At 60.8% G+C, this 21,370-nt stretch carries 22 protein-coding genes; 16 read left to right on the forward strand and 6 right to left on the reverse strand.

Annotation, left to right across the window (positions count from 1 at the left end; genetic code table 11):
- The first annotated feature begins 13 nt into the window (after positions 1-13).
- From AC1965_RS19390 to AC1965_RS19435, 10 genes are all read left to right on the forward strand, one after another.
- A complete protein-coding gene (locus tag AC1965_RS19390; protein WP_483887231.1) occupies positions 14-1,024 on the forward strand; it encodes an ABC transporter permease in 1,011 nt (336 codons plus the stop codon).
- Positions 1,017-1,868 (forward strand): ABC transporter permease, encoded by an 852-nt coding sequence (locus tag AC1965_RS19395; protein ID WP_483887232.1) that lies wholly within the window; start codon positions 1,017-1,019, stop codon positions 1,866-1,868. Before AC1965_RS19390 ends, AC1965_RS19395 begins: the two co-directional genes overlap by 8 nt.
- Complete coding sequence (locus AC1965_RS19400; RefSeq protein ID WP_483887233.1) at positions 1,865-2,734, forward strand: ABC transporter ATP-binding protein; 870 nt, start codon at positions 1,865-1,867, stop codon at positions 2,732-2,734. The genes AC1965_RS19395 and AC1965_RS19400 overlap by 4 nt, the downstream gene beginning before the upstream one ends.
- Positions 2,734-3,525 (forward strand): ATP-binding cassette domain-containing protein, encoded by a 792-nt coding sequence (locus AC1965_RS19405; RefSeq protein ID WP_483887234.1) that lies wholly within the window; start codon positions 2,734-2,736, stop codon positions 3,523-3,525. Before AC1965_RS19400 ends, AC1965_RS19405 begins: the two co-directional genes overlap by 1 nt.
- Before the next feature lie 151 nt (positions 3,526-3,676).
- Positions 3,677-5,278 carry an ABC transporter substrate-binding protein gene (locus AC1965_RS19410; protein ID WP_483887235.1) on the forward strand — a complete coding sequence of 534 codons (1,602 nt, stop codon included), beginning with the start codon at positions 3,677-3,679 and terminating at the stop codon, positions 5,276-5,278.
- Entirely contained in the window at positions 5,275-6,342 is a 1,068-nt protein-coding gene (locus AC1965_RS19415) for an ABC transporter permease (protein WP_483887236.1), read from the forward strand. Before AC1965_RS19410 ends, AC1965_RS19415 begins: the two co-directional genes overlap by 4 nt.
- Positions 6,339-7,250 carry an ABC transporter permease gene (locus tag AC1965_RS19420; RefSeq protein WP_483887237.1) on the forward strand — a complete coding sequence of 304 codons (912 nt, stop codon included), beginning with the start codon at positions 6,339-6,341 and terminating at the stop codon, positions 7,248-7,250. Before AC1965_RS19415 ends, AC1965_RS19420 begins: the two co-directional genes overlap by 4 nt.
- Positions 7,247-8,080 (forward strand): ABC transporter ATP-binding protein, encoded by an 834-nt coding sequence (locus AC1965_RS19425; RefSeq protein WP_483887238.1) that lies wholly within the window; start codon positions 7,247-7,249, stop codon positions 8,078-8,080. The genes AC1965_RS19420 and AC1965_RS19425 overlap by 4 nt, the downstream gene beginning before the upstream one ends.
- On the forward strand, positions 8,077-8,841 hold the full coding sequence (locus AC1965_RS19430) for an ABC transporter ATP-binding protein (protein ID WP_483887239.1): 765 nt from the start codon (positions 8,077-8,079) through the stop codon (positions 8,839-8,841). The genes AC1965_RS19425 and AC1965_RS19430 overlap by 4 nt, the downstream gene beginning before the upstream one ends.
- Positions 8,838-9,908 (forward strand): dipeptidase, encoded by a 1,071-nt coding sequence (locus AC1965_RS19435; RefSeq protein WP_483887240.1) that lies wholly within the window; start codon positions 8,838-8,840, stop codon positions 9,906-9,908. The genes AC1965_RS19430 and AC1965_RS19435 overlap by 4 nt, the downstream gene beginning before the upstream one ends.
- A 59-nt stretch (positions 9,909-9,967) precedes the next feature.
- On the opposite strand, the gene AC1965_RS19440 is transcribed toward AC1965_RS19435, so the two are convergent.
- Positions 9,968-10,306, reverse strand: a complete 339-nt coding sequence (locus AC1965_RS19440; protein WP_483887241.1) for a c-type cytochrome — start codon at positions 10,304-10,306, stop codon at positions 9,968-9,970.
- 371 nt (positions 10,307-10,677) lie between these two features.
- On the opposite strand from AC1965_RS19440, the gene AC1965_RS19445 reads away from it, so the two are divergent.
- The 4 genes from AC1965_RS19445 to AC1965_RS19460 are packed head-to-tail and all read left to right on the forward strand — an operon-like array spanning position 10,678 to position 14,933.
- A complete protein-coding gene (locus AC1965_RS19445; protein WP_483887242.1) occupies positions 10,678-11,811 on the forward strand; it encodes an MlaE family lipid ABC transporter permease subunit in 1,134 nt (377 codons plus the stop codon).
- Positions 11,811-12,602: an ABC transporter ATP-binding protein gene (locus tag AC1965_RS19450; protein ID WP_483887243.1), complete on the forward strand. Its 792-nt coding sequence runs from the start codon at positions 11,811-11,813 to the stop codon at positions 12,600-12,602. Before AC1965_RS19445 ends, AC1965_RS19450 begins: the two co-directional genes overlap by 1 nt.
- Positions 12,602-14,317, forward strand: a complete 1,716-nt coding sequence (locus AC1965_RS19455) for an MlaD family protein (RefSeq protein WP_483887244.1) — start codon at positions 12,602-12,604, stop codon at positions 14,315-14,317. Before AC1965_RS19450 ends, AC1965_RS19455 begins: the two co-directional genes overlap by 1 nt.
- A 4-nt stretch (positions 14,318-14,321) precedes the next feature.
- Positions 14,322-14,933, forward strand: coding sequence for an ABC-type transport auxiliary lipoprotein family protein (locus AC1965_RS19460; protein ID WP_483887245.1), 612 nt, complete (start codon positions 14,322-14,324; stop codon positions 14,931-14,933).
- Between the two features lie 104 nt (positions 14,934-15,037).
- On the opposite strand, the gene AC1965_RS19465 is transcribed toward AC1965_RS19460, so the two are convergent.
- The 5 genes from AC1965_RS19465 to AC1965_RS19485 all read right to left on the reverse strand — a co-directional run bounded on the left by AC1965_RS19465 (position 15,038) and on the right by AC1965_RS19485 (position 19,692).
- On the reverse strand, positions 15,038-16,057 hold the full coding sequence (locus AC1965_RS19465; RefSeq protein WP_483887246.1) for an FUSC family protein: 1,020 nt from the start codon (positions 16,055-16,057) through the stop codon (positions 15,038-15,040).
- 10 nt (positions 16,058-16,067) lie between these two features.
- On the reverse strand, positions 16,068-17,180 hold the full coding sequence (locus tag AC1965_RS19470) for an HlyD family secretion protein (RefSeq protein WP_483887247.1): 1,113 nt from the start codon (positions 17,178-17,180) through the stop codon (positions 16,068-16,070).
- Complete coding sequence (locus tag AC1965_RS19475; RefSeq protein WP_483887248.1) at positions 17,167-17,748, reverse strand: TetR family transcriptional regulator; 582 nt, start codon at positions 17,746-17,748, stop codon at positions 17,167-17,169. Before AC1965_RS19475 ends, AC1965_RS19470 begins: the two co-directional genes overlap by 14 nt.
- Before the next feature lie 140 nt (positions 17,749-17,888).
- A complete protein-coding gene (locus AC1965_RS19480; RefSeq protein WP_483887249.1) occupies positions 17,889-18,443 on the reverse strand; it encodes a MarR family winged helix-turn-helix transcriptional regulator in 555 nt (184 codons plus the stop codon).
- A 94-nt stretch (positions 18,444-18,537) separates the two neighbouring features.
- Positions 18,538-19,692, reverse strand: a complete 1,155-nt coding sequence (locus AC1965_RS19485) for a mandelate racemase/muconate lactonizing enzyme family protein (RefSeq protein WP_483887250.1) — start codon at positions 19,690-19,692, stop codon at positions 18,538-18,540.
- Positions 19,693-19,845: 153 nt separating this feature from the next.
- Between AC1965_RS19485 and AC1965_RS19490 the strand changes: the two genes are divergently transcribed.
- On the forward strand, positions 19,846-20,805 hold the full coding sequence (locus AC1965_RS19490) for a tripartite tricarboxylate transporter substrate binding protein (protein WP_483887251.1): 960 nt from the start codon (positions 19,846-19,848) through the stop codon (positions 20,803-20,805).
- Positions 20,806-20,873: 68 nt separating this feature from the next.
- The gene (locus tag AC1965_RS19495) at positions 20,874-21,338 is read left to right on the forward strand and encodes a tripartite tricarboxylate transporter TctB family protein (protein WP_483887252.1); all 465 of its coding nucleotides are present in this window, start codon (positions 20,874-20,876) and stop codon (positions 21,336-21,338) included.
- The last annotated feature ends 32 nt before the right edge of the window (positions 21,339-21,370 follow it).

A 21,370-nucleotide genomic window follows, 5' to 3' on the forward strand; every position in this document is an offset into this window, starting at 1 on the left:
AACCCGAGGCAAAATGACCCTAATTCGCAGGCTCCTGATGCGGCTGCTCAGCACCGCCATCACGCTTTTTGGCGTGGCGGTAATCGTCTTTGTCGTGATCCGAGTGGTCCCCGGCAATCCCATCGCCATGATGCTGCCCCCCGGTGCCACCGAGGCAGATATCGCCCGATTAGAGACACAGTATGGCTTTGATAAATCCATATTCGAACAGTTCATCATCTGGCTGAGCGGCGTGGTGCAGGGTGATTTCGGCACCTCGATCTCACTGCGCCAACCGGTCAGCACGCTGGTTCTCAACCGCCTGCCCGCCACGCTGGAGCTGAGCATCGTCGCCCTGCTGATTGCCGTTGCGATTGGCGGCACGCTGGCGCTGACCGGCACCCGCCACCGCGACACCAAAACCGAAGGTGCCATCGACGTGTCTGCCGGCATGGCCCTGTCGATCCCTGATTTTCTCTGGGGGCTGGTGCTGATCTTGCTGTTTGGCGTGCTCTGGCCCGTCTTTCACATCTCAGGCCGCATTTCACCGTCGCTCGACATTCAATTCGCGACCAACTTTTACCTGTTCGAGGCTCTGTTGCGTCTGCGTTTCGACGTTCTAGGCGATCTCATCGGTCATATGTTCATGCCCGCCCTCGCACTGGCGATCCCGCTGTCAGCGATTATCGCACAACTGCTCAAACAAAGCCTGAAAGAAACCATGCATCTGGATTACGTCACCCTGTCGCGCACCCATGGCTACGGCGAAAACCATGTCATCACCCGCGACGCGCTGCCCAATGCCATCCTGCCCACGCTGACCCTGATCGGCGTACAGTTCACCTTTCTGATCGGCGGCACCGTGATTATTGAGCGGCTGTTCAGCTATGAGGGCCTTGGCAACATGGCGATTGACGCGGTGATCAACCGCGATCTGCCGCTGATACAGGGCATCGTGATCCTGTTCGCGCTGATCTTTACCCTCGTGAACCTTGTCGTTGATATGCTTTATGTCGTGCTGAATCCCCGGTTGCGCCATGCGTGACGCCCGCGCAGATGTAAAACGCCCGATTGGATTGCGCCTGTGGCTGTCGGGGGGCTGGCTGTTGCTGCTGACCCTCGCCGCGCTGCTGGCCCCGTGGATCGCCCCCCAAGATCCGCTGGCCCAAGACCTGTTCACCTCGCGCCTGCCACCGTTTTGGGAAACAGGGGCCGAACCGGGGTTCTGGCTGGGCTCTGATTCGCTGGGCCGCGACGTTCTCAGCCGCATCATCCACGGCGCGCGCCTTGCCCTGATCGTGGCGCTGGTGGCTGGTACGATCACCTGCATTGTCGGCACCACCCTTGGCCTGGTCGCGGGATTTTACCGTGGCTGGCCGGACCGGATCATCAGCCGCTTTGTCGACATCTGGATGGCGTTTCCGCCCGTGCTCTTTGCCATTCTGTTGATCGCCGTCATCGGCACCGGCCTCACCTCGATCATCATCGCGATCGTCGTCATCGACTGGACCCGCTTTGCCCGCGTCATCCGTGCCGAAGCGATGACCCAAGGTGCTATGGATTACGTTGCCTCCGCGCAGGTCGCCGGGCGCAAGCGCTTTGGCACGATGCTGGCCGAGATATTGCCCAACGTGCTGCCCACCGTGATTGCCCTGCTGACGCTGGAAATGGGCATCGCGGTGATCGTTGAGGCGATCCTCAGCTTTGTGAACCTATCCATCTCGACCGACAGCCCGACATGGGGCGGCATGATATCCGAAGGCCGCACATCGGTGCACCAGGCATGGTGGGTTCTGGTTTTCCCGCTGATCACCCTGTTCCTGACGGTGCTCAGCTTTTCTCAATTGGGCGAAGGGTTGAAAGACCGCTTTGATCCGGTGCTGCGATGACCGCCTATCTTAAAATCCGCAACCTCTGCGTCGCTTTGAAACACGGCGCCCCGATCCTGCGCAATGTGTCGATTGATGTCTCTGCCGGGCAGGTACATGGGCTGGTGGGCGAATCTGGTGCCGGCAAATCCATGATCGGCAAGGCAGTGCTGGGCACCCTGCCCCGCGCACTTGTGGTAACACAGGGCGAGATATGGCTCGATGGGGTGAACCTGCTGACCCTGCCCGCCACTGAACGCCGCCGTCGCATCGGGGCCAGCGCCGCGCTGATCCCCCAGGACCCGCTGACAGCACTCAACCCCGCCCGGCGCATCGGGCCGCAGATCACCCGGCGGCTGGTCGACATCTTGGGGTGGTCACGCGCCGACGCGCAGGCCCGTGCGGTGGAACTGCTGACCGAAGTACACATCCCCGACCCTGAACGCGTCATGCGCACCTATCCGCATGAATTGTCCGGCGGCATGCGCCAGCGTATCCTCATCGCCTCTGCCTTTGCCGCCGAGCCGAAACTGATCATCGCAGATGAACCCACCACTGCGCTGGATGTCACCGTGCAAAAGCAGATCCTGCGCCTGATCGCAGACATGCAGGCGCGCCACGGCACAGCGCTTTTGTTTGTTACCCACGACCTCGGTGTGGTGTCCAAGGTCTGCGATTCGCTCAGCGTGCTTTACGCCGGAAAAGTGGTCGAAGAGGCGCGGATGCGGCGGTTTTTCACGCACCCCATTCACCCCTATTCCGCCGCCCTGCTGGCCGCGACCCCTACTTACAAAGACCCCGAAGGCACGCTTGCCCCGGTGCCGCAGTCGGTGATCGACGCCGTCGAGCGTGAAGTGACAGAACATGATCAAAGGGCAGGCACCTGATGTACCAGATACGCAATCTCGAACTGTCCCTGCCCGATATGACGCGCAAACCACTGCTTGGCCCGGCGCCCCGCATCAACATCCTGCGCGGGCTCAGCTTTGATGTGCCAAAAGGCGCAGTGCTGGGCATTGTCGGCGGCTCGGGTTCGGGTAAATCCACCTTGGGGCGCGCCATGCTGCGCCTGCTGGAACCCACCGGCGGCAGTATCCATTTCGATGGGATCGACATCACGCACCTGACAGAAGACAGCCTGCGCCCAATGCGCAATCGGATGCAGATGATTTTCCAAGATCCGATGTCATCACTGAACCCGCGTCGCCGGGTGGGCGGGATCATCGCGGGTCCTCTGCGTGTACAAGGCCACGACGGCATCCCGGCCAAGGTCACCGAGGCGCTGGATATGGTCGGCCTGCCACGCAGCTTTGCCACCCGCTATCCGCATGAACTGTCGGGCGGCCAGCGTCAGCGCGTCGGCATCGCCCGCGCCATTGCCCTGCGGCCTGAATTTATTCTCGCGGATGAAATTGTCTCGGGGCTTGATGTGTCGAGCCAGGCGCAAGTGCTGAACCTGCTACAGGAACTGGTACGCGAATTGGGTCTGACGCTGGCCTTTATCAGTCACGATCTGTCAGTGATCCGGCGTCTGTGCGACCATCTGATCGTGCTGAACCGGGGCGAGATCGTCGAGAAATCCACCACCGCTGCGCTGTTTCGTGACCCCCAGTCGCTATATACCCGCGCCCTCTTGGACGCGATCCCCCTGCCCGACCCCGATCAACGCTGGGTCTGACAGCGGATCGCCTTAAAACCCGTAATGCCGCCGCAAACCATCACGCTACCCTTGACAGTTGTGCTTTGCTGGGACGCTATGACGGGGCGGTGAACAAGCGGCAGTATTCAAAATGGCGCGTCACCATGCTCTAACAACTAGGGAGTTCAACATGCGATTCTTTTCAAAATTTATAGCCGCGTCGGCCGTGGCGGCCACGTTTGGTCTGTCGGCCACGCCCGGCAGCGCCGAAACCCCGGCTGACACGCTGATCCAGGCCTGGCAGATCGACGACATCATTTCACTCGACCCCGCAGAGGTCTTTGAATTTACCGCTTCCGAAGTGCTGGGCAACAGCTATCAGCCCCTCGTCGGCTATGACGTGAACAACGTCTCCGACATCTTCGGCGTGATCGCCGAAAGCTGGGAAATCTCCGAAGACGGCAAGACCTTTTCCTTTGTGATCAAACCGGACCTACAATTCGCCTCCGGCAACCCGATCACCGCCGCCGACCCGGTCTATTCGCTGCAACGCGCGGTCAAGCTGGACAAATCCCCGGCCTTTATCCTGACCCAGTTCGGTCTGAACGCAGACAACGTCGACCAGATGGTGCGCCAAACCGGCGACATGACCTTCGAGCTTGAGATGGACAAGGCCTATGCCCCCACGCTCCTGCTGTACTGCCTCACCGCCACCGTCGGCTTTGTTGTTGACAGCAAACTGGTGATGGAAAACGAAAAAGACGGCGATTTCGGCTATGACTGGCTGAAAACCAACTATGCAGGCTCCGGCGCCTTCACGATCCGCGACTGGCGCGCCAACGAAGTTGTCGTGCTGGAACGCAACGAAAACTTCTCGGGCGACGCGCCTGCGATGGCCCGCGCCATCTACCGCCACATCCCCGAAGGTGCGACACAGCGCCTGCTGCTTGAACAGGGTGACATCGACATCGCCCGCAACCTCGGCGCAGAGGAAATCGTGGCACTGAAGGACAGCCCCGACATCAAGATCGAAAACGGCATCAAGGGGTCGATCTACTACATGGGTCTGAACCAGAAGAACGAAACCCTGATGAAGCCTGAAGTGCGCGAAGCGATGAAATATCTGGTGGATTACCAGACCATCGCGGACACGATCATGAACGGCAAGGTCAAGGTGCATCAGGCGTTCCTGCCCGAAGGGTTCCTCGGCGCGCTGAACGACAATCCTTATGCGCTGAACGTCGAAAAGGCCAAGGAACTGCTGGCTTCTGCCGGTCTGGCCGATGGCTTTACCGTCACCATGGACACGCGCAACACACCCGAGATCACGGCGATCGCCGAAGCCATCCAGCAGACGATGGCCCAGGCCGGCATCACGATGGAGCTGATCCCAGGCGACGGGCAGCAGACGCTGACCAAATACCGTGCGCGCAACCACGATATCTACATCGGACGCTGGGGCCCGGATTATCAGGATCCGCACACCAACGCCGACACCTTTGCGCGTAACCCCGACAACGGCGACGATGCGGCGTCCAAACCGCTGGCATGGCGCAACGCCTGGGACATCCCCGAGATGACCAAACAGGCCGACGCTGCCGTGCTTGAAAAAGACGCTGATGCGCGTGCCAAGATGTACCTGGCCCTACAGGAAGAGCACCAGAAAGTGTCGCCCTTCGTGATCATGTTCCAGGAAATCGAAGTGCTGGGCATCCGCAAGGACGTGAACGGCTTCATCATCGGGCCATCGTTCAACGACAACTCGTTCAGAAAAGTGACCAAAGGCGAATGACAGCCACGTCACCTGCCAACACGGGGGGGCGCTGGGGCGCCCTCCCGATTTACGGGATGAAGGTCGGCAAGCTTGTGCTGACCGTCGCCGTTACCTTTCTTGGGTTGCTTGTTGTAACCTTTCTCATCGGCCGCGTTGTCCCGGTTGACCCGGTTCTGGCCGTTGTGGGCGACCGCGCGTCGCAATCCACCTATGATGCGGCCTATATCGCCCTGGGGTTGGACAAACCGCTTTATCATCAATTCTGGATCTATCTGTCACAGGCGTTGAGCGGCGATCTCGGCACTTCTATGCTTACCAAAAAGCCCATCGTCGACGACATCGCACGCGTCTTTCCCGCCACGCTGGAACTGGCAACCGCCGGCATCATCCTGGGCACCATCATCGGGGTGCCCCTGGGCGTTTGGGGTGCCGTGCGTCAGGGCAAACTGCCCGATCAGATCATCCGCATCGTCGGCCTCGTCGGCTATTCTGCCCCTATCTTCTGGCTCGGGCTGCTGGGCCTGCTGGTATTCTATGCCAAGCTAAGCTGGGTCGCGGGGCCGGGACGTATCGACATTGCCTATGAATACTCCATCACCCAGACAACCGGTCTGCTGCTGATTGACACCGCGATGCAGGGCCAATGGGCCGCCTTTCGCAATGTGCTGGCCCACCTCGCCCTGCCTGCGTCCCTTTTGGGCTATTTTTCCATGGCTTACATCAGCCGCATGACACGGTCGTTCATGCTGGCCGAATTGGCGCAGGAATATGTCATCGCCGCGCGCGTCAAAGGCGTGGCGGAATGGCGCATCATCTGGATACACGCCCTGCGCAACGCCGCCGTGCCGCTGGTGACCGTCATCGCGCTTAGCTATGCGGGCCTGCTCGAAGGTTCGGTGCTGACCGAAACCGTGTTTGCCTGGCCGGGGCTGGGGCAATACCTGACCAACAGCCTGCAAAACGCCGACATGAACGCTGTGCTGGGCGGCACGCTGGTGATCGGCATCATCTTTGTCGGGCTGAACCTGCTGTCGGACCTGCTTTATACCGTGCTTGATCCCCGCGTGAGGCGCCGCAAATGACCGAACTGACACGACGCGACTGGCTGCTCAGCGATCACCCCACATCGCGCCGACAGGCCCGGCTGGGACAGGCGTACCGCACGTGGTCGCAACTGCGCCGCAACAAGCTGGCGATGCTGGGACTGGGGATCGTCATCGTTCTGATCCTCATGGCGATCTTTGCCGACGTGATAGCCCCTTACGACCCGCTGCGCGGCGGCGACCTGCGCACCGCGCGCCTGCTGCCGCCCTCCTGGTCACACCTCATGGGCACCGACGATCTGGCCCGCGACATCTTTAGCCGCATTGTACATGGCTCGCGCGTGACACTGATGGTGGTGGCGCTGGTTGCCATCATCGCCACGCCCATCGGCCTCGCCGTGGGCACCACGGCAGGCTATTTCGGCGGCTGGGTCGATACCGTCCTGATGCGCATCACCGACATCTTTCTGGCTTTCCCCCGTCTGATCCTCGCACTGGCCTTTGTTGCGGCTCTTGGTCCCGGCATCGAAAACGCGATCATTGCCATCGCCATCACCTCATGGCCGCCCTACGCCCGCCTTGCCCGTGCTGAAACCCTGACCATCCGCAACACCGATTACATCGACGCGATCCGCCTTCAGGGGGCCGGTTCGGCGCGCATCATCTGGGGCCATGTGGTGCCGCTGTGCATGTCCTCGGTCATCGTGCGTGTCACGCTCGACATGGCCGGGATCATCCTGACGGCGGCAGGGCTTGGCTTCCTGGGTCTCGGCGCGCAACCACCGCAGCCAGAATGGGGCGCGATGATTGCCTCGGGGCGGCGCTTTATCATCGACTTCTGGTGGGTCGCCACCATGCCTGGCATCGCGATCTTTGTCGTGTCACTGGGGTTCAACCTGCTGGGTGACGGCCTGCGCGACGTGCTTGATCCAAAGGGTGAAAAATGACCGACATGTTACAGGTCGAAGGCCTAAACGTGGCCTATCCGTCCCGCGACGGGCCGGTGCGTGTGGTGCGCGACGTGTCGTTTTCGCTGGGCCGCGAACGGTTGGGCATTGTGGGCGAAAGCGGGTCTGGCAAATCCCAGACCGGCCGCGCCATCCTGGGGCTGACACCACCGTCGGGCCGCGTCACGGCCAAGCGGCTGGAATTTGACGGTATTGACCTGCGGGGCGCCTCGACCCGTCAATGGCGCAGCCTACGTGGCCGTCGGATGAGCATGGTGATGCAGGACCCGAAATTCTCGCTCAACCCGGTGATGACCGTCGGCCGGCAAATCGTCGAAGCGTACCGCAGACGCGGTGACACCAGCCGCGCCGAAGCGCGAACCAAAGCTATTGAAATGCTGGAGGCAGTGCAGATCCGAAACCCCGAACGCGTTTATGACGCCTATCCGCACGAATTGTCCGGCGGCATGGGCCAGCGTGCCATGATCGCGATGATGCTGATCGCGGAACCTGACCTGCTGATCGCGGATGAACCCACCTCTGCCCTCGATGTGACAGTGCAACTCGACGTGCTGAAAATCCTCGACAACCTCGTGCGGGAACGCGGGATGGGTCTGATCTTCATCAGCCACGACCTGCGGCTCGTGTCCTCCTTCTGCGACCGGGTGTTGGTGATGTATGCCGGCCGCGTGGTCGAAGAAATCACGGCCAAGAACCTGCACGCGGCCCAGCATCCCTATACCCAAGGCCTGCTTAACTGCCTGCCCCGCATCGAAGGCGGCCAGCGTCCGTTGAAAACCCTCACCCGTGACGCGGCGTGGCTCGAATGACCGCACTTGTATCCGTCTCAAACCTGAACGTCACCTTTGGCCATGGCGCCAGCGAAGTGCAGGCCGTGCGCAACGTCAGCTTTGACGTGGCGACGGGCGAAAGCTTTGGCATCGTGGGCGAAAGCGGCTCGGGTAAATCCACCATCCTGCGCGCCCTTTGCGGCCTTGCCCCCATTACCTCGGGCAGTGTGATGATCGGCGGTGAACCCCTGAAAACGCCGCGTGACCGCGCCTTTTACCGGCAGGTCCAGATGGTGTTTCAAGACCCCTACGCCTCGCTGCATCCGCGCCACACCGTCGACAAGGTGCTGTCGGAACCACTGGCGATCCACGGGTTTGACGACGCCGAGGCGCGCATCGAACGCGCGCTTGACGATGTGGGCCTCGGTCGCGGCTTTCGCTTCCGCTTTCCGCACCAGCTGTCGGGTGGCCAACGCCAGCGCGTCGCGATCGCCCGCGCCCTGATCCTCGAACCTTCGATCCTGCTGCTGGACGAACCCACCTCCGCCCTCGACGCGTCAATCCAGGCCGAGGTGCTTAACCTGCTTGATGCCCTGCGCGCCGAACGCGGGCTGACCTACCTGCTGGTCAGTCACGACCTCGCCGTTGTCGCCCATATGTGCGAGCGCCTCATGGTCATGCAACACGGGGCCCAGGTCGAAGAACTGACCCGCGCCGCGCTGCAAAATCGCGCCGCCCAAGACCCCTATACCAAAGAACTGCTCATCGCGAGCGAAGGCTTTAAAGAGACCCGGACATGACAACCCACCCCAAGATTTTTGACGGCCACAACGATTTTCTCCTGCGCCTGCTGCGTGACCGGGACAACCGCGAAACCACCTTTTTGACGGATACCGGCAAGGGCCACCTGGACCTGCCGCGCATGATCCAGGGCGGCTTTGCCGGCGGATTCTTTGCCATCTACCTCGCGTCCCCCGATCTGCCGCACGCGCTCGACGACGAGATGGAAACGCCGCCCTACAACCTCCCCCTGCCCGCCCTGATCGACACGACCGGCGCGCAGCCCACGGCGCTGGAAATGGCAGGGCACCTCAAATGGATGGAACGCGCCTCTGACGGGCGCTTCAAGATCTGCCGCAGCGTGGCCGAACTGCGCCATTGCCTCGCCAACGATATTATCGCCGCCATCCTGCACATCGAAGGGGCCGAGGCGATCGGCACCGACCTCGACGCGCTCTATCTCTTTCACGACATGGGCCTGCGCTCTATCGGACCGGTCTGGAGCAGGCCAACCGTCTTTGGCCACGGCGTGCCGTTCGCCTTCCCCTCGTCGCCCGACACCGGTCCCGGCCTGACCGACGCAGGCAAGGATCTGGTACGTCTGTGCAACCGTATGGGCATCCTGATTGACCTGTCACATCTCAACGAGGCCGGGTTCAACGATGTCGCCAAACTCTCCGACGCGCCACTGGTGGCAACCCATTCAAACGCCCACGCCATCGCGCCGTCCTCGCGCAACCTGACTGACCGGCAGCTGGCGGTCATCCGCGACAGCGACGGCATGGTGGGCCTCAACTTTGCCGTGGGTTTCCTTAATGCTGACGGACGCAAGGCCGGAGGCCGTGGGTTCGACGCAATGCTGCGCCATCTCGACCACCTGATCACCCATCTGGGCGAAGACCGCGTCGGCTTTGGCTCTGATTTCGACGGCGCCGAAGTACCAGCCGCGCTCAAGGATTCCGCAGGCCTCGGCGCGCTGCGGGCTGCCCTGACGGCCCACGGCTATGACGATGCGCTGCTGGCCAAGCTCTGCCATGAAAACTGGTTCAACGTGCTTGACCGAACCTGGAAACCAGACGCCACCTGACCGCGAGGGTTCACCTGCCAACAACATCAGTATGATTGGCTTGACGATGCCTGTCCGACTTATTCCTGAATCGCTTCGAGGTAGGTCAGCAGGTCCAGGAAATCTGACTCCAGCACTTCGCCGTCTGCGCCGCCATTGGGGTAGACATGGCGCAGCCCGGTGGCAGAGAAATCGGGCATCGGTGAGTTGGGATCGTCCTTTTCAAGCTGGCCCATGACAAACCGGCTAACAAATTCGCGCGGAAAATATCCATCGTTGCGCTGCTTGAGGCCCGCCAAATCAGGCGGGGCCACGCCCAGGCCAGCCGCGGCAGATCCGCCGCCTTGGCCGCGCGCGCCGTGGCATTGCGCGCATTCCGCCGTGTAGATGAGCTGCCCACGCTGTACGTCTTTGGACATGTCGACAGATGTGTTGACGCAGGCGGACAATAAGACAGCGCATAGGCTGGCAGCGATATAAGTGGCTGATGGCATGCTGTGAAAAATCCCCGTTAGATTTAGCTGGAACACGGTGCAAAGACGGCAGGTCGTTCCAGAACATTGACGCATCTCGGCGATGGCAAAGTTGATCTGCATCAATACGTTGTGCCGTCATCAGGCATAGACCGACCTTGCGAATGCGTCAGTGCAGGCAAGGAAATGGAACATGCCCTTTGATCTTCTTGGTATGCAGATGTTTTGCGGTGGCATGGTCCTGTGGGGCGTCGGCTTTTGGTTGACGCGGTGTTCTGCGGGTGGGGCGTGGGGGCCAATCCATATTGCGGCACCACATGAGTAGACCTGCGGCCTTGCAGCAGCGAAAGGTCAGCGCCTCGATTGCGCAAGGTAACCTGACGTTGACGGGGCATCTGCTGATCGACACCTTGGCACAGTTGGCAACCGATGCACGCGCGGTGGTCCCGGGTGGGGCGCAGTTTATTGATATTTCAGGCCTGTCACATTTGGATACGGCAGGGGCCTGGTTCCTTGTTGAACAGCGCGCCCAGGCGGCGCGGCGCGGGGAGGTGCTTGATATCAAAGGGGCCACTGCGGCGCAGATGCAGCTGATTGAGACGGTTCAGCGTAACATGCCGCCCGATGATCTGGCCCGTCCAAAACCGCTGAACCTTCCCGATCGGCTGGAAATCTTTGGGCGAAAGGTAATGCGCGGGCTGCGCATGACGGTCGAATTGGTTGCGTTTCTGGGGCAGGTGATTGCAACATTGGGTGGCATCATCCGACACCCCACGCGGCTGCGCCTGACATCGGTGGTGCATCACTGTCAGGAAATTGGCGTCAGCGCGGTGCCGATCGTGGCGCTGATGGCGTTCCTGATCGGCGTGGTTCTGGCATTTCAGGGCTCAGCGCAGTTGCGCCAGTTCGGCGCCGAGGTGTTTGTCGTTGATCTGATCGCCATCTCGATCCTGCGCGAACTTGGCATTCTGCTCACATCCATCATTGTCGCGGGGCGCTCTGGCTCGGCCTTTACTGCGGCGATTGGGTCAATGAAAATGCGCGAGGAAATCGACGCGATGCGCACTCTCGGGCTTGATCCGGTGACGATCCTCGTTGTGCCGCGTGTGGTTGCGTTGATCCTGATGCTGCCCGCACTGGGATTGATCGCGGATATATCCGGGCTGATTGGCGGTGCGTTGATGTCGTGGATTGAACTGGGTGTTTCGCCGGCTGTGTTTCAGACGCGGTTGGTCGGCAATACGGACGTCTGGCATTTTGGTGTCGGCATGATCAAAGCGCCGTTTTTCGCGCTGATCATCGGCATCATTGGCTGTTACGAGGGCATGCAAGTCGGCGGGAACGCGGAATCCTTAGGTCGGCTGACGTCGGCGTCCGTCGTGTTGTCGATCTTCATGGTCATCGTCGTTGACGCCATGTTTTCGATCTTTTTTGCAGTGGTGGGGGTGTGATGGACAGCGGTCAGGAACCCATCATCAAAGTGCGCAATCTGGTGACGCGATTTGGCGACCACACGGTGCATGATGGTCTTGATCTGGATGTGCGACGGGGGGAAATCATCGGCGTTGTCGGTGGCTCTGGCACCGGTAAATCGGTGCTGTTGCGTGCAATTGTGGGGCTGCTGGCCCCGAACAGCGGCCAGATCGAAGTATTCGGCGAAAGCGTGCGCGCAACGTCTGATGCGCAGTTCCGCGCACTGCGCCGCCGGTGGGGGGTGATGTTTCAAGATGGCGCATTGTTTTCCTCACTCACGGTGCGCCAGAACGTCGAAGCACCAATGCGCGAACAACTGACGCTTGATGACACACTGCGAGAGACGCTGGCGGGGATCAAAGTGCGCATGGTCGGCCTGCCAGAAAACGCGATGGCCAAATATCCATCCGAGTTGTCGGGCGGCATGCGCAAGCGTGCAGGGTTCGCGCGGGCCATTGCGCTGGACCCCGAAATTGTCTTTCTCGATGAACCGACCGCGGGGCTTGATCCCATCGGGGCCGCCGCGTTTGATATTCTGATCAAACAATTGCAGGCGTCTTTGGGGCTGACGGTTTTTCTGGTGACGCATGATCTGGACAGCCTGCATGCAATCTGTGACCGGATCGCAGTTTTGGCCGATCAAAAGGTGCTGGCGGTTGGAACCATGTCCGAAATGCTGCGTGTTGATCACCCATGGGTACATGAATATTTCCACGGGCCCCGCGCGCGGGCCGCGCTCTCTTCTGCCCAGCATGAAGGGGCGCAGTGATGGAAACCCGTGCGAATTACATTCTGATTGGCGTTTTCACGTTGCTGTCCATTCTAGGGACGTTGGCATTTTTCGTTTGGCTGGCCAGCGTTCAGGTGAACAAGCAATACCAAAGCTATGGCATCCTGTTCGAAGATGTCTCGGGCCTTGATCCCTCTGGCGAGGTTTCTTTTAACGGTATTCAGGTGGGGCGTGTCATTGATTTGCGCGTCGATAAGGCCGACCCTTCCAAGGTGTTTACCACCATCGAGATTGAGGCGGAGACGCCGGTACGGTCTGACACAGTTGCCCAACTGCAATCCCAAGGCGTGACCGGCGTCGCCTATATCTCATTGTCAGGGGGCACACCCGAGGCGCCGCCGCTGGTGGCAAACGCGCAGGGCTGGAAGATCATTCCATCGCGCCGCTCGAACCTACAGACATTGGTGCAGGACGCCCCCGATCTGTTGGAGGAAGCGACGAAATTGCTGAAGCAGTTTCAGGCCCTGACCGGGCCGGATAATCAGGCCCACGTCACGAACATCCTGAGCAATCTGGATAGGTCGTCGGCCCGTCTGGATCAGGCGTTGGACGATTTTTCACAGATTTCCGGCACCGTTCGGGATGCGACCGTTCAGATTACGGCGTTTACTGATCGGCTGGATACAATCGGCGCCTCTGTCACGCGCACGCTTGAGCAGGCAGATGGCACATTGGTTGCGGCCACGGGTGCATTTGAAACAGCAGATAAGGCGCTCGAAAGTTCGGTTGACGCGGTTGCCAGTGCCAAAGATACCTTTGATCAGGCAAATCTCATTCTGAACGGTCAGGTGCCTGAGATACTGGGGCAAGTGGCCGAGGCGGCATCGCTGGCGACGGCAGCCATCACCGACTTGCAGGCCCGGTCCGGTGCCACGCTCGACGGGTTCGCCCAAACCGCAGACCTGCTGAACGCCCGGCTGGCCGAACTAGAAGGATCGCTGCAAGAGGCCAATACCGCGTTCATGGCCGTGACCGAAGCGTCAAACAGCTTTGATCAACTTGTTGACGGCGACGGCACCCGGTTGGTTTCCGATGCACGGGGCGTTCTGGCTGATGCCAAGGCGGCGATTTCGACAATTGAGTTGATCGTCCTGAACGATGTCCCCGCGATCATGGCTGACATTCGCACCGGGGTTGCGACCGCAAGCAAGGCCGTCGATGCCGTTGCCGCAGACTTCACAGCCCTGACCGGCCAGTTTGAACCCTTGGCGCAGGATGCACACCTGGCCGTGGACTCCGCCAATGCGTTGTTTGCCAGAGCGCAGACCAGCCTAAGCGCGATAGACGACACGCTTGAGGTGGCCGAAGGCGCGTTGGGGTCGGCGCAGGCCACATTTGATGCCGCGTCGGATGTGCTGAACACTGATATTGCGCCGATGATGACGGATATCCGCACGGCGTCTACGCAGATCAGTCAGGCGGTGACAGATGTGACCAAAGATATGCCCGCCATAACATCAGAACTGCGCGCCCTGATTGCCCGGAGTGATGCCGTGGCCCGCCAAATCCAGGGCGCCGTTGCACAATCGGCGCCCGGCATTGGTGATTTTACCTCCAAAGGACTGCCTGAGCTGACCCGCCTTGCCGCCGAGGCGCGCAGGCTGGTGACTACCCTTGGCGATTTGACCCGCCGCATTGAACGCGACCCGGCACGGTTCATTCTGGATGGCCGGGTCCCTGATTATAGAAAGTAGACCCATGTTGGAAATGACCCGCCGCACAGCATTGATTGGCGCGATCTGCTCGCTTGGTGGATGTGGAGCCATTACCTCTATCAACGCGGCCGCCAAACCGCTTGATACCTACGATCTACGCCCCGCGGCGGGGTCCGGCGCGGGGGGGCGAACATCGCGAACATTGCTGGTGGCGCGCCCCCAGGCCTCGGCGGCGCTCGCTACTGACAGGATCGTTATAAAACCCGATCTCGCGTCGATCACTTACCTGCCCAATGCACGCTGGAGCGACGAATTACCTGCGGTGATCCAATCCCTGCTGGTGCGCAGCATATCCGGTTCGGGCCGTATCGCCTATGTCGGCCGCAGCGACGCGGGGCCGATACCCGACAAGGCACTGCTGGTCAGAATTGACGCGTTTGAGGTCTATGCCTTGGCAGGTGGACCATTCGAGGTTCAGGTGGATCTGAATCTGTCTGTCATCAATGACAAAGATCAGCGCATCGTCGGGTCGCGCCGCTTTGCACAGGCGCAACAGGTATCCAGCGCCGACCCCAAGGAAATTGTAGGGGCGTTTCAGGCCGTTCTGGATCACCTATTGCCGCAGATGTCTGACTGGGCCATTCAACGGGTCTAGACACCCCTGTCCGGTGCATGACCGTTTGTCGCCTGCCTGATGGCCCGGCGCACCAGATGCCCAACAGGCGAGACCTCTGATAAGCCCAAAGCGCCGCAGGCAAATCATGCGGGTTCCGGCGCTTTGGGGTTGAGCAGCAAACTGTCCAGCACCCCTATGAGCATCGCGGCAGAAATGGCCCCTGCGCCGGTCAGCAGGATGCGCATGATCGAGGCATAAGCGGGCGATTGGCTGGACAGTGCGATGGCTACCATCGCGATACAGACGGACAGCCCATATTGATAAACCATACTCGGCTGCCACCCTTCCATCATCTTCCATCCAAACAGAACACCGGCCAGCGCCACCAAACCCAGCAACATGGCAAAATGGGCATTCCAGCTTAGGATCAGGAGGATCAAAAGCGCGGCACCGGTACCGTATAGCGTGGCCAGCGTGCGTTGCACGGCTTCCGAGGCGGCCTGCCCTTTGGTGGGGAAAACCAGCACAAAGATCGCCCCTATGGCAAGGATCATGTCAGAGGCCGGCATCACCGCATAAAGCCAAAAGCACAGAAGCAGAAGGACGAAGGCCCGGTTCAGCGATCCGATGCCGTGGCGATCTTTGATCAGCTCGACCTCGCGGTAATGTGCCATTTTGCTGGCAGGCGGGATCAGCCAATAGAGCAATGGCACCGTAATAATGCTGAGCAGTGCGCCTTGGGTAAACCCATCTCGAAAGTAGAACAGCATCGCGGGGTTCTTCAGCCCCATGATCGACATAAGGGCGGCGGCCATGATGACCAACATACCGATCGGACTGCCCGTGCGGCGGATCACCCAAAAGCCGGCAAAGAAAATCCAGAAGGCAATTGCAATCATCAGCATGGGGGTCGGTTGGGTCAGCGAGACAACGAGCGTCATCGCCCAGATGATGACGATGAACAACAGCGGCGCGACCAGACCCAGCACCGGATCGAACCGCTTGCGCTGTCCTGCGAGAATGGCAATGGGCAGGGTCACCACCAGGGCGGGGACCACCGGTTGAATCCACTGGATCGCTGCAAAGCAGATCACGCAAAGAAGCCCAAGACGCAGCGCGAAATGCGGGTCGTCATCGCGCCGGGGGCGTGGGGCTACATACATGCTGGTGCCCTCAGTAAAGCGCGGTCAGCCAAGACCCGGCGCGCTGAAACCCCGAGGCGATGGTATCGATAAACCCGTCCCCCGTGGCATGAACCAACACCGAGACATTGCCGCCGACGCGCGCCTTTGGTGGCCAGGCGTCAAGACCGCCGTCAATCTCGATCCGCACCGGCATCCGGCGGGCCGGTTCAAACCACTGATTGCTTGGGGCGTTGACCGGCAGGCCGCCCGCCTGGGACCGGCCGGGATTGATACCCCATCCAAGGCTCTGAACGCGCCCTTCGTAAATCCGGCCGGGATGGGCGTCGAAGACCAGCGTCGCACGGTCCCCGGCGTCGATCTCGACCAGTTGGTTTTCGCGCAGCTCGGCCGTGATCCACACGCCCTCGTCCTCGATGAACGTCAAGGCGGGTTGACCGGCGCCGACGAATTGACCCGGCGCCAGTTGAAGGTTGGTCACAACCCCGCGCCGCGGCGCGACGACATCGGTCGACAGCAGGTCATATTCCGCTTGTTCGAGCGCGAGTTGCGCCGCCCTGATCTGCGGATTGTCCTCACCTGTCACGCCAAGGTTCGCCTCGGCGCCTTTTGACTGGGCCTCGGCGGCCTTCAGCGCCGCTTCGGCGTTGGCAAGTTGCGTGCGCGAGGCATCGCGCTGTGACGTTGGAACCAGCCCGCGTTCAGCAAGCTGTTCGATCCGGGCGTTCTCGGACTTCGCATTCTCAAAGTTCGCCCTGCCCTGAGCCACCTGCGCATAGGTGGCGGACAGTTGCGCCGATGAGGCGTCGATAGACTGTGTCGCTTGGTCGAGCTGCGCCCGTGCCTGTTCAACAGCCAGCGCGAAGGGTCTGTCGTCGATCTGGAACAATGTGCCGCCGGCCTCGATCACCTCGTTATCCTGGACCATGACCTGCGTCACCCGGCCCGACACGCGCGGAGCGATCTGGACAACTTTTGCCGATATGACGGCCCGTGCGGTGCTGGGCGCGTGGCGGTCCGAAAGCGCGTACCATCCGGCAATTAATGCGATGGTGACGATGATCAGCAACGCCAGTGGCTTTGCCGGGTTTGATCCGGGGACCGGTGCAGATTGTTGCGGGGCTGCTGGTTCAGACGGTGTCATCTTGAAACTCCAATGGCGCGGGCGGACGGGTCCCGAGGCCTTCGATAAGGATGGATAGGGCGCGCGCTGCTTCGGCTTGGCGCGCAGGTTGCGACACGCCGCGGCTGGCGGCGCCAAGCATGCGGACCGCAAGAAACATATCTTCAACGCAAAGCCAGGCGGTCGCCCGGCCAGCTTTTTTGGCGCGTTGCAAAGGGCCGCTGAAAACGGTGGTCAACCGATCGACGAGTTCGGCCGCCTCCGGGTCAAGGCGGACCTTGTCCCAAACGGCATGAAGCGCGGGGCTACGGGCGGCTTCTTGTGCCGCAAGTGCAAGCAGATCAACGAGGTCAACGGTGCGATTGCCCGGTTTCGGACGGCAGGTCTCGAACCGTTCAAGCGACCGCGCCACAAGCGCGAGATGCAGAACGCGGCGGTCGGGGAAATGCCGATACATCGTGGCACGCCCCACCCCGGCACGCATTCGGATCAAATCCAAAGGGGCGTCGACGCCGTGTTCGGCAAACACCTCGCTGGCGGCGGCCATCAAGGCATTCTGGTTTTCTTCTGCATCAGCTCTTTGTTTCATTCGCGTTAAGTGGACACATTTGTCCGATTATTCAACAGTGGTCGCGAAAAAAAATTCGGCGGACGCGAATTGGGGGATATGGCGGGCCCCGGCGCAGACAGAAAGCGCCTTGGCGCCAACGTAGCGCGAGGCCATTAGCATCAGCGCGCCAGATCGGATTCCGACGGTTCAACCCCAGAGAGCTGCGCGATCGCCGCGAAATCACCCGCTTCCCGGCCGTTGCGCAGGGCGCCGATCAACTGCTGCAAGATGTTCAGCAGCTGTGATCCCCGCTCTGCCCCCAATATGCCTTCGATGTGATCGACATAGGCCGTCGCTTTGGCCAACATGCGGGCATGTTGTTCGCGGCCCGTGTCCGTCAACTCGCTGGCATAGGCGCGGCGATCCGTTTCCACGCGGCGGCGGATGATCAACCCCGCATCTTCCAGCTCGCGCATGGCATTGGCGACGCTGGATTTATCCAGACCTGCGGTGCGGCACAATTCGATCTGGGTGATGCCGGGATTTTTCGAGATTAGACAGAGCAGGCCAAAGCTGCCGCGCCGCAGGGCGTCGTCGCCCAGAGCTTCGGCAAAGCTGCGATAGGATTCGTCATAGGCCAAGCGCAGGTGATACCCGATGAATTCAGACAGGAACCCCAGGTCAAAATCCGATGCAGCCGCACTGGCCGACGCCTGCAAATCTTTCTGTGCCATAGTATCTCTGACCATATATCCCTCGGGCTAGGCAACCGTGCCATTGGCGAACGTCCCGCCGGAATAGCAGAAGCGATGGCCGTCACCAACTTGTTTAGCCTTTGCCGGCCCCGCGCGACGTGGCGCGTTGCGCAAATTCCTGCAACGCGTCGGGATTTGCATCAAACCCCAGCCCCGGTGTTTCGGGCAGCGTCAGGGTCGACCCCACCCGGTCAGGCAGGCCGGTATATAGCTGGCGGCACATGTCGACCGAGATCAGGTGCCATTCCACCAGCCCGCCAGAGGCAAGGCCCGCGTGCAGGTGCATGTTATGGAACGGAAACGCCCCGCCGTTGTCGATTGTCACGTTATGCGCCTGCGCCATTCCGGCGATCTTCATCGCTGCGGTAAAGCCGCCGCAGATCACCACATTCGGCTGAATGACATCTACCGCGTCGTTCACGATCAGGTCGCGAAAGCGGAACAATTGCCCCTCGTTCTGTCCGGCCGCGACACGCACGCCCGTCTGCTGGCGCAGGTCGCGCATCTTGTGCACATCGTTGTCGCGCATCGGTTCCTCGAAAAAGCTGACGTGGCAGTCGCGCATCGCGTCCGCCAGATAGCGCGCAGAGCCGGGATCGAGGCTGCAATTTGCGTCGACGAACAATTCCGCCTCGCTGCCGATCGCCTCGCGTACAGCGGCGACGCGGCGCACATCCTCGCGGATGACCTCATCTACCGGGCGGCCCTGATCACGGCGCGCCAGCGCCTGCGCCCCGACCACCATCTTGAACCGCGTAACACCGTCACCCTTAAGATGGGTCGCGGCCTGCACCAATTGTTCGCGGCTGAACGACCCAAAGCCAAAGGTGACATACAGCGGCACCTCGGCGCGGGCGCCGCCCATCAAACGCCAGCATGGCAGGCCCGTCATCTTGCCCAAAATATCCCAAAGCGCCAGATCGACGGCAGAAATGACATGGCTGGCATAGCCTGTCTGCCCGCGCGGGGTCAGCAACCAATAGAGTTTTTCCGCAATCGCCTCGCGGTGCAGCGGATCATGGTCCAGCAGCGCCGGCGCGACCAATTCGCGCACGATGGCCGCCACCACTTCCTCGTCCGTGATGGCGGTAAAGCCATAGCCCGTCAGCCCGTCGTCGGTCTTGATCTCCAGCACCGCACAGGACAGCGCATTGGCGGCTTTCGCCTCTCCCAACTCCAGTTCGCAGGGGATGAAGGCCGGATAGACATTTATTTCCTTGATCTTCATGCGTTCTCCTTCTCCCCTGCCTTGCAGGTGCGTTTTCTTATATAGTTGACATGTAGATAATCTATAATCAGACTATATCGCAAGGATCAAGTCCGAGAATCTGGTCCTGCGCGCCAAACTGGTGCGGACAAAAATTAGGTTTGGGAGGACCGAATGATGAAGTTTACCAAAACTCTGGTGATGGCCGCCGCGCTTGCCGGGCTTGCAACCACCGCCGTTGCGCAGGACACCTATCCTAGCCAGCCGATCAAACTTGTGCTCGGCTTTGGTGCCGGGGGTGGCAGTGACGGGCTAGCCCGCGCCATTCAGGCCGCTGTGGAAAAGAATAACACATTGCCGGTGCCGCTGATTGTGGTGAACGCCGAAGGCGCCAGCGGCGTTGTCGGGATGCGTCAGGTGCTGGGTGCCGACCCCGACGGCTATACCATTTTGCAGATCCACCAGGAAATGTTCGCCGCCGCCGCCCTTGGCCGCGCCGATTTCACCCCCGCCGATTTTGAACCGGTTTTGCAAGCCACGCAGGGCTGCATGTATATGGCGGTGCCCATCGCGTCAGACTTTCAAACCCTGGACGATCTGATCACCTTTGCAAAAGCCAACCCCGGCGCTCTGAAACAGGGCGATGCCATTGGCGGCGTAACGCATTTCCCGTCGATCCAACTGATGCAGGCCGCAGATGCGGAATGGACAGTGGTGCCGACGGGCGGCACATCGAAACGGTTTGCGGCAATGGAAGGCGGCTTTGCCGATATGGCGCTGATGTCCCCCCCATGGCTGGAGCGGGGCAAGGAAAACCTGCGCCCCTTGGCCGTGCTGTCAGATGAACGTATGCCGATGGCACCCGACATCCCAACGGCTAAGGAATTGGGCTATGATGTAACCTCTTGCCTGTCGCGTCGTTTCTGGGCACCCAAAGGCACACCGCAAGACCGGATCGACACGCTTGCCGACGCGCTGGAAGCGGCACTGGGTTCTGAAGAAGTCACAACCTATCTCGCCAAGATCAGCGAAGACGTCGCCATCCTGCGCGGCGATGACCTGCGCAAAGCGATCGAGGTAGAGTATCAATCCTTCGTCGATGTCGCCGACGCCATTCGCGCTGCCGGCCAGTAAGGGCGCATCTACCACGTATCAGGGGCGGTTCACATCGCCCCTGCCCCCTCAGCCGTCATTGGTCCATCATGCCCAGAAACATCAGCGAAATCCTATTTCTGACGCTGGCGGTGGTGATCGCCGGTCTGGCGCTGGCCGGTGTCGCCGACATGCCGCCTGCGTTCTATGACCCGCTGGGGGCGGGTGCGTTCCCGCGCTGGATCGCTGTGATCATCCTGGTGCTTGTCGGGCTCAAGATCATAACGACAACCGTCATCGCCCGCGCCGACGTTGACCGCCTGGTGCCACTGCTGCCGCCAAGGTTTCATTGGCGCATGGCGGCGATGTTTGCGCTGATATGTGCCTATGTCATTGCACTTTGGGCGGAAATGCCGGGGTTTCGGATTACCACGGCGATTTTCCTTAGCGCGGGGATGCTGCTGCTGACGACGCAGCGCAATCCGCGTCTGATCGTCGCGATCCTCATTGCCAGCGCCCTCAGCGCGGTGGGCTTGGATTACATCTTTCGCACAGTGTTCTTTCTCAATCTCTGACCCCGCCCACAACAGCGGCAGCGCATATTGCC

It is taken from the genome of Sulfitobacter sp. KMM 9851, from assembly GCF_057178245.1.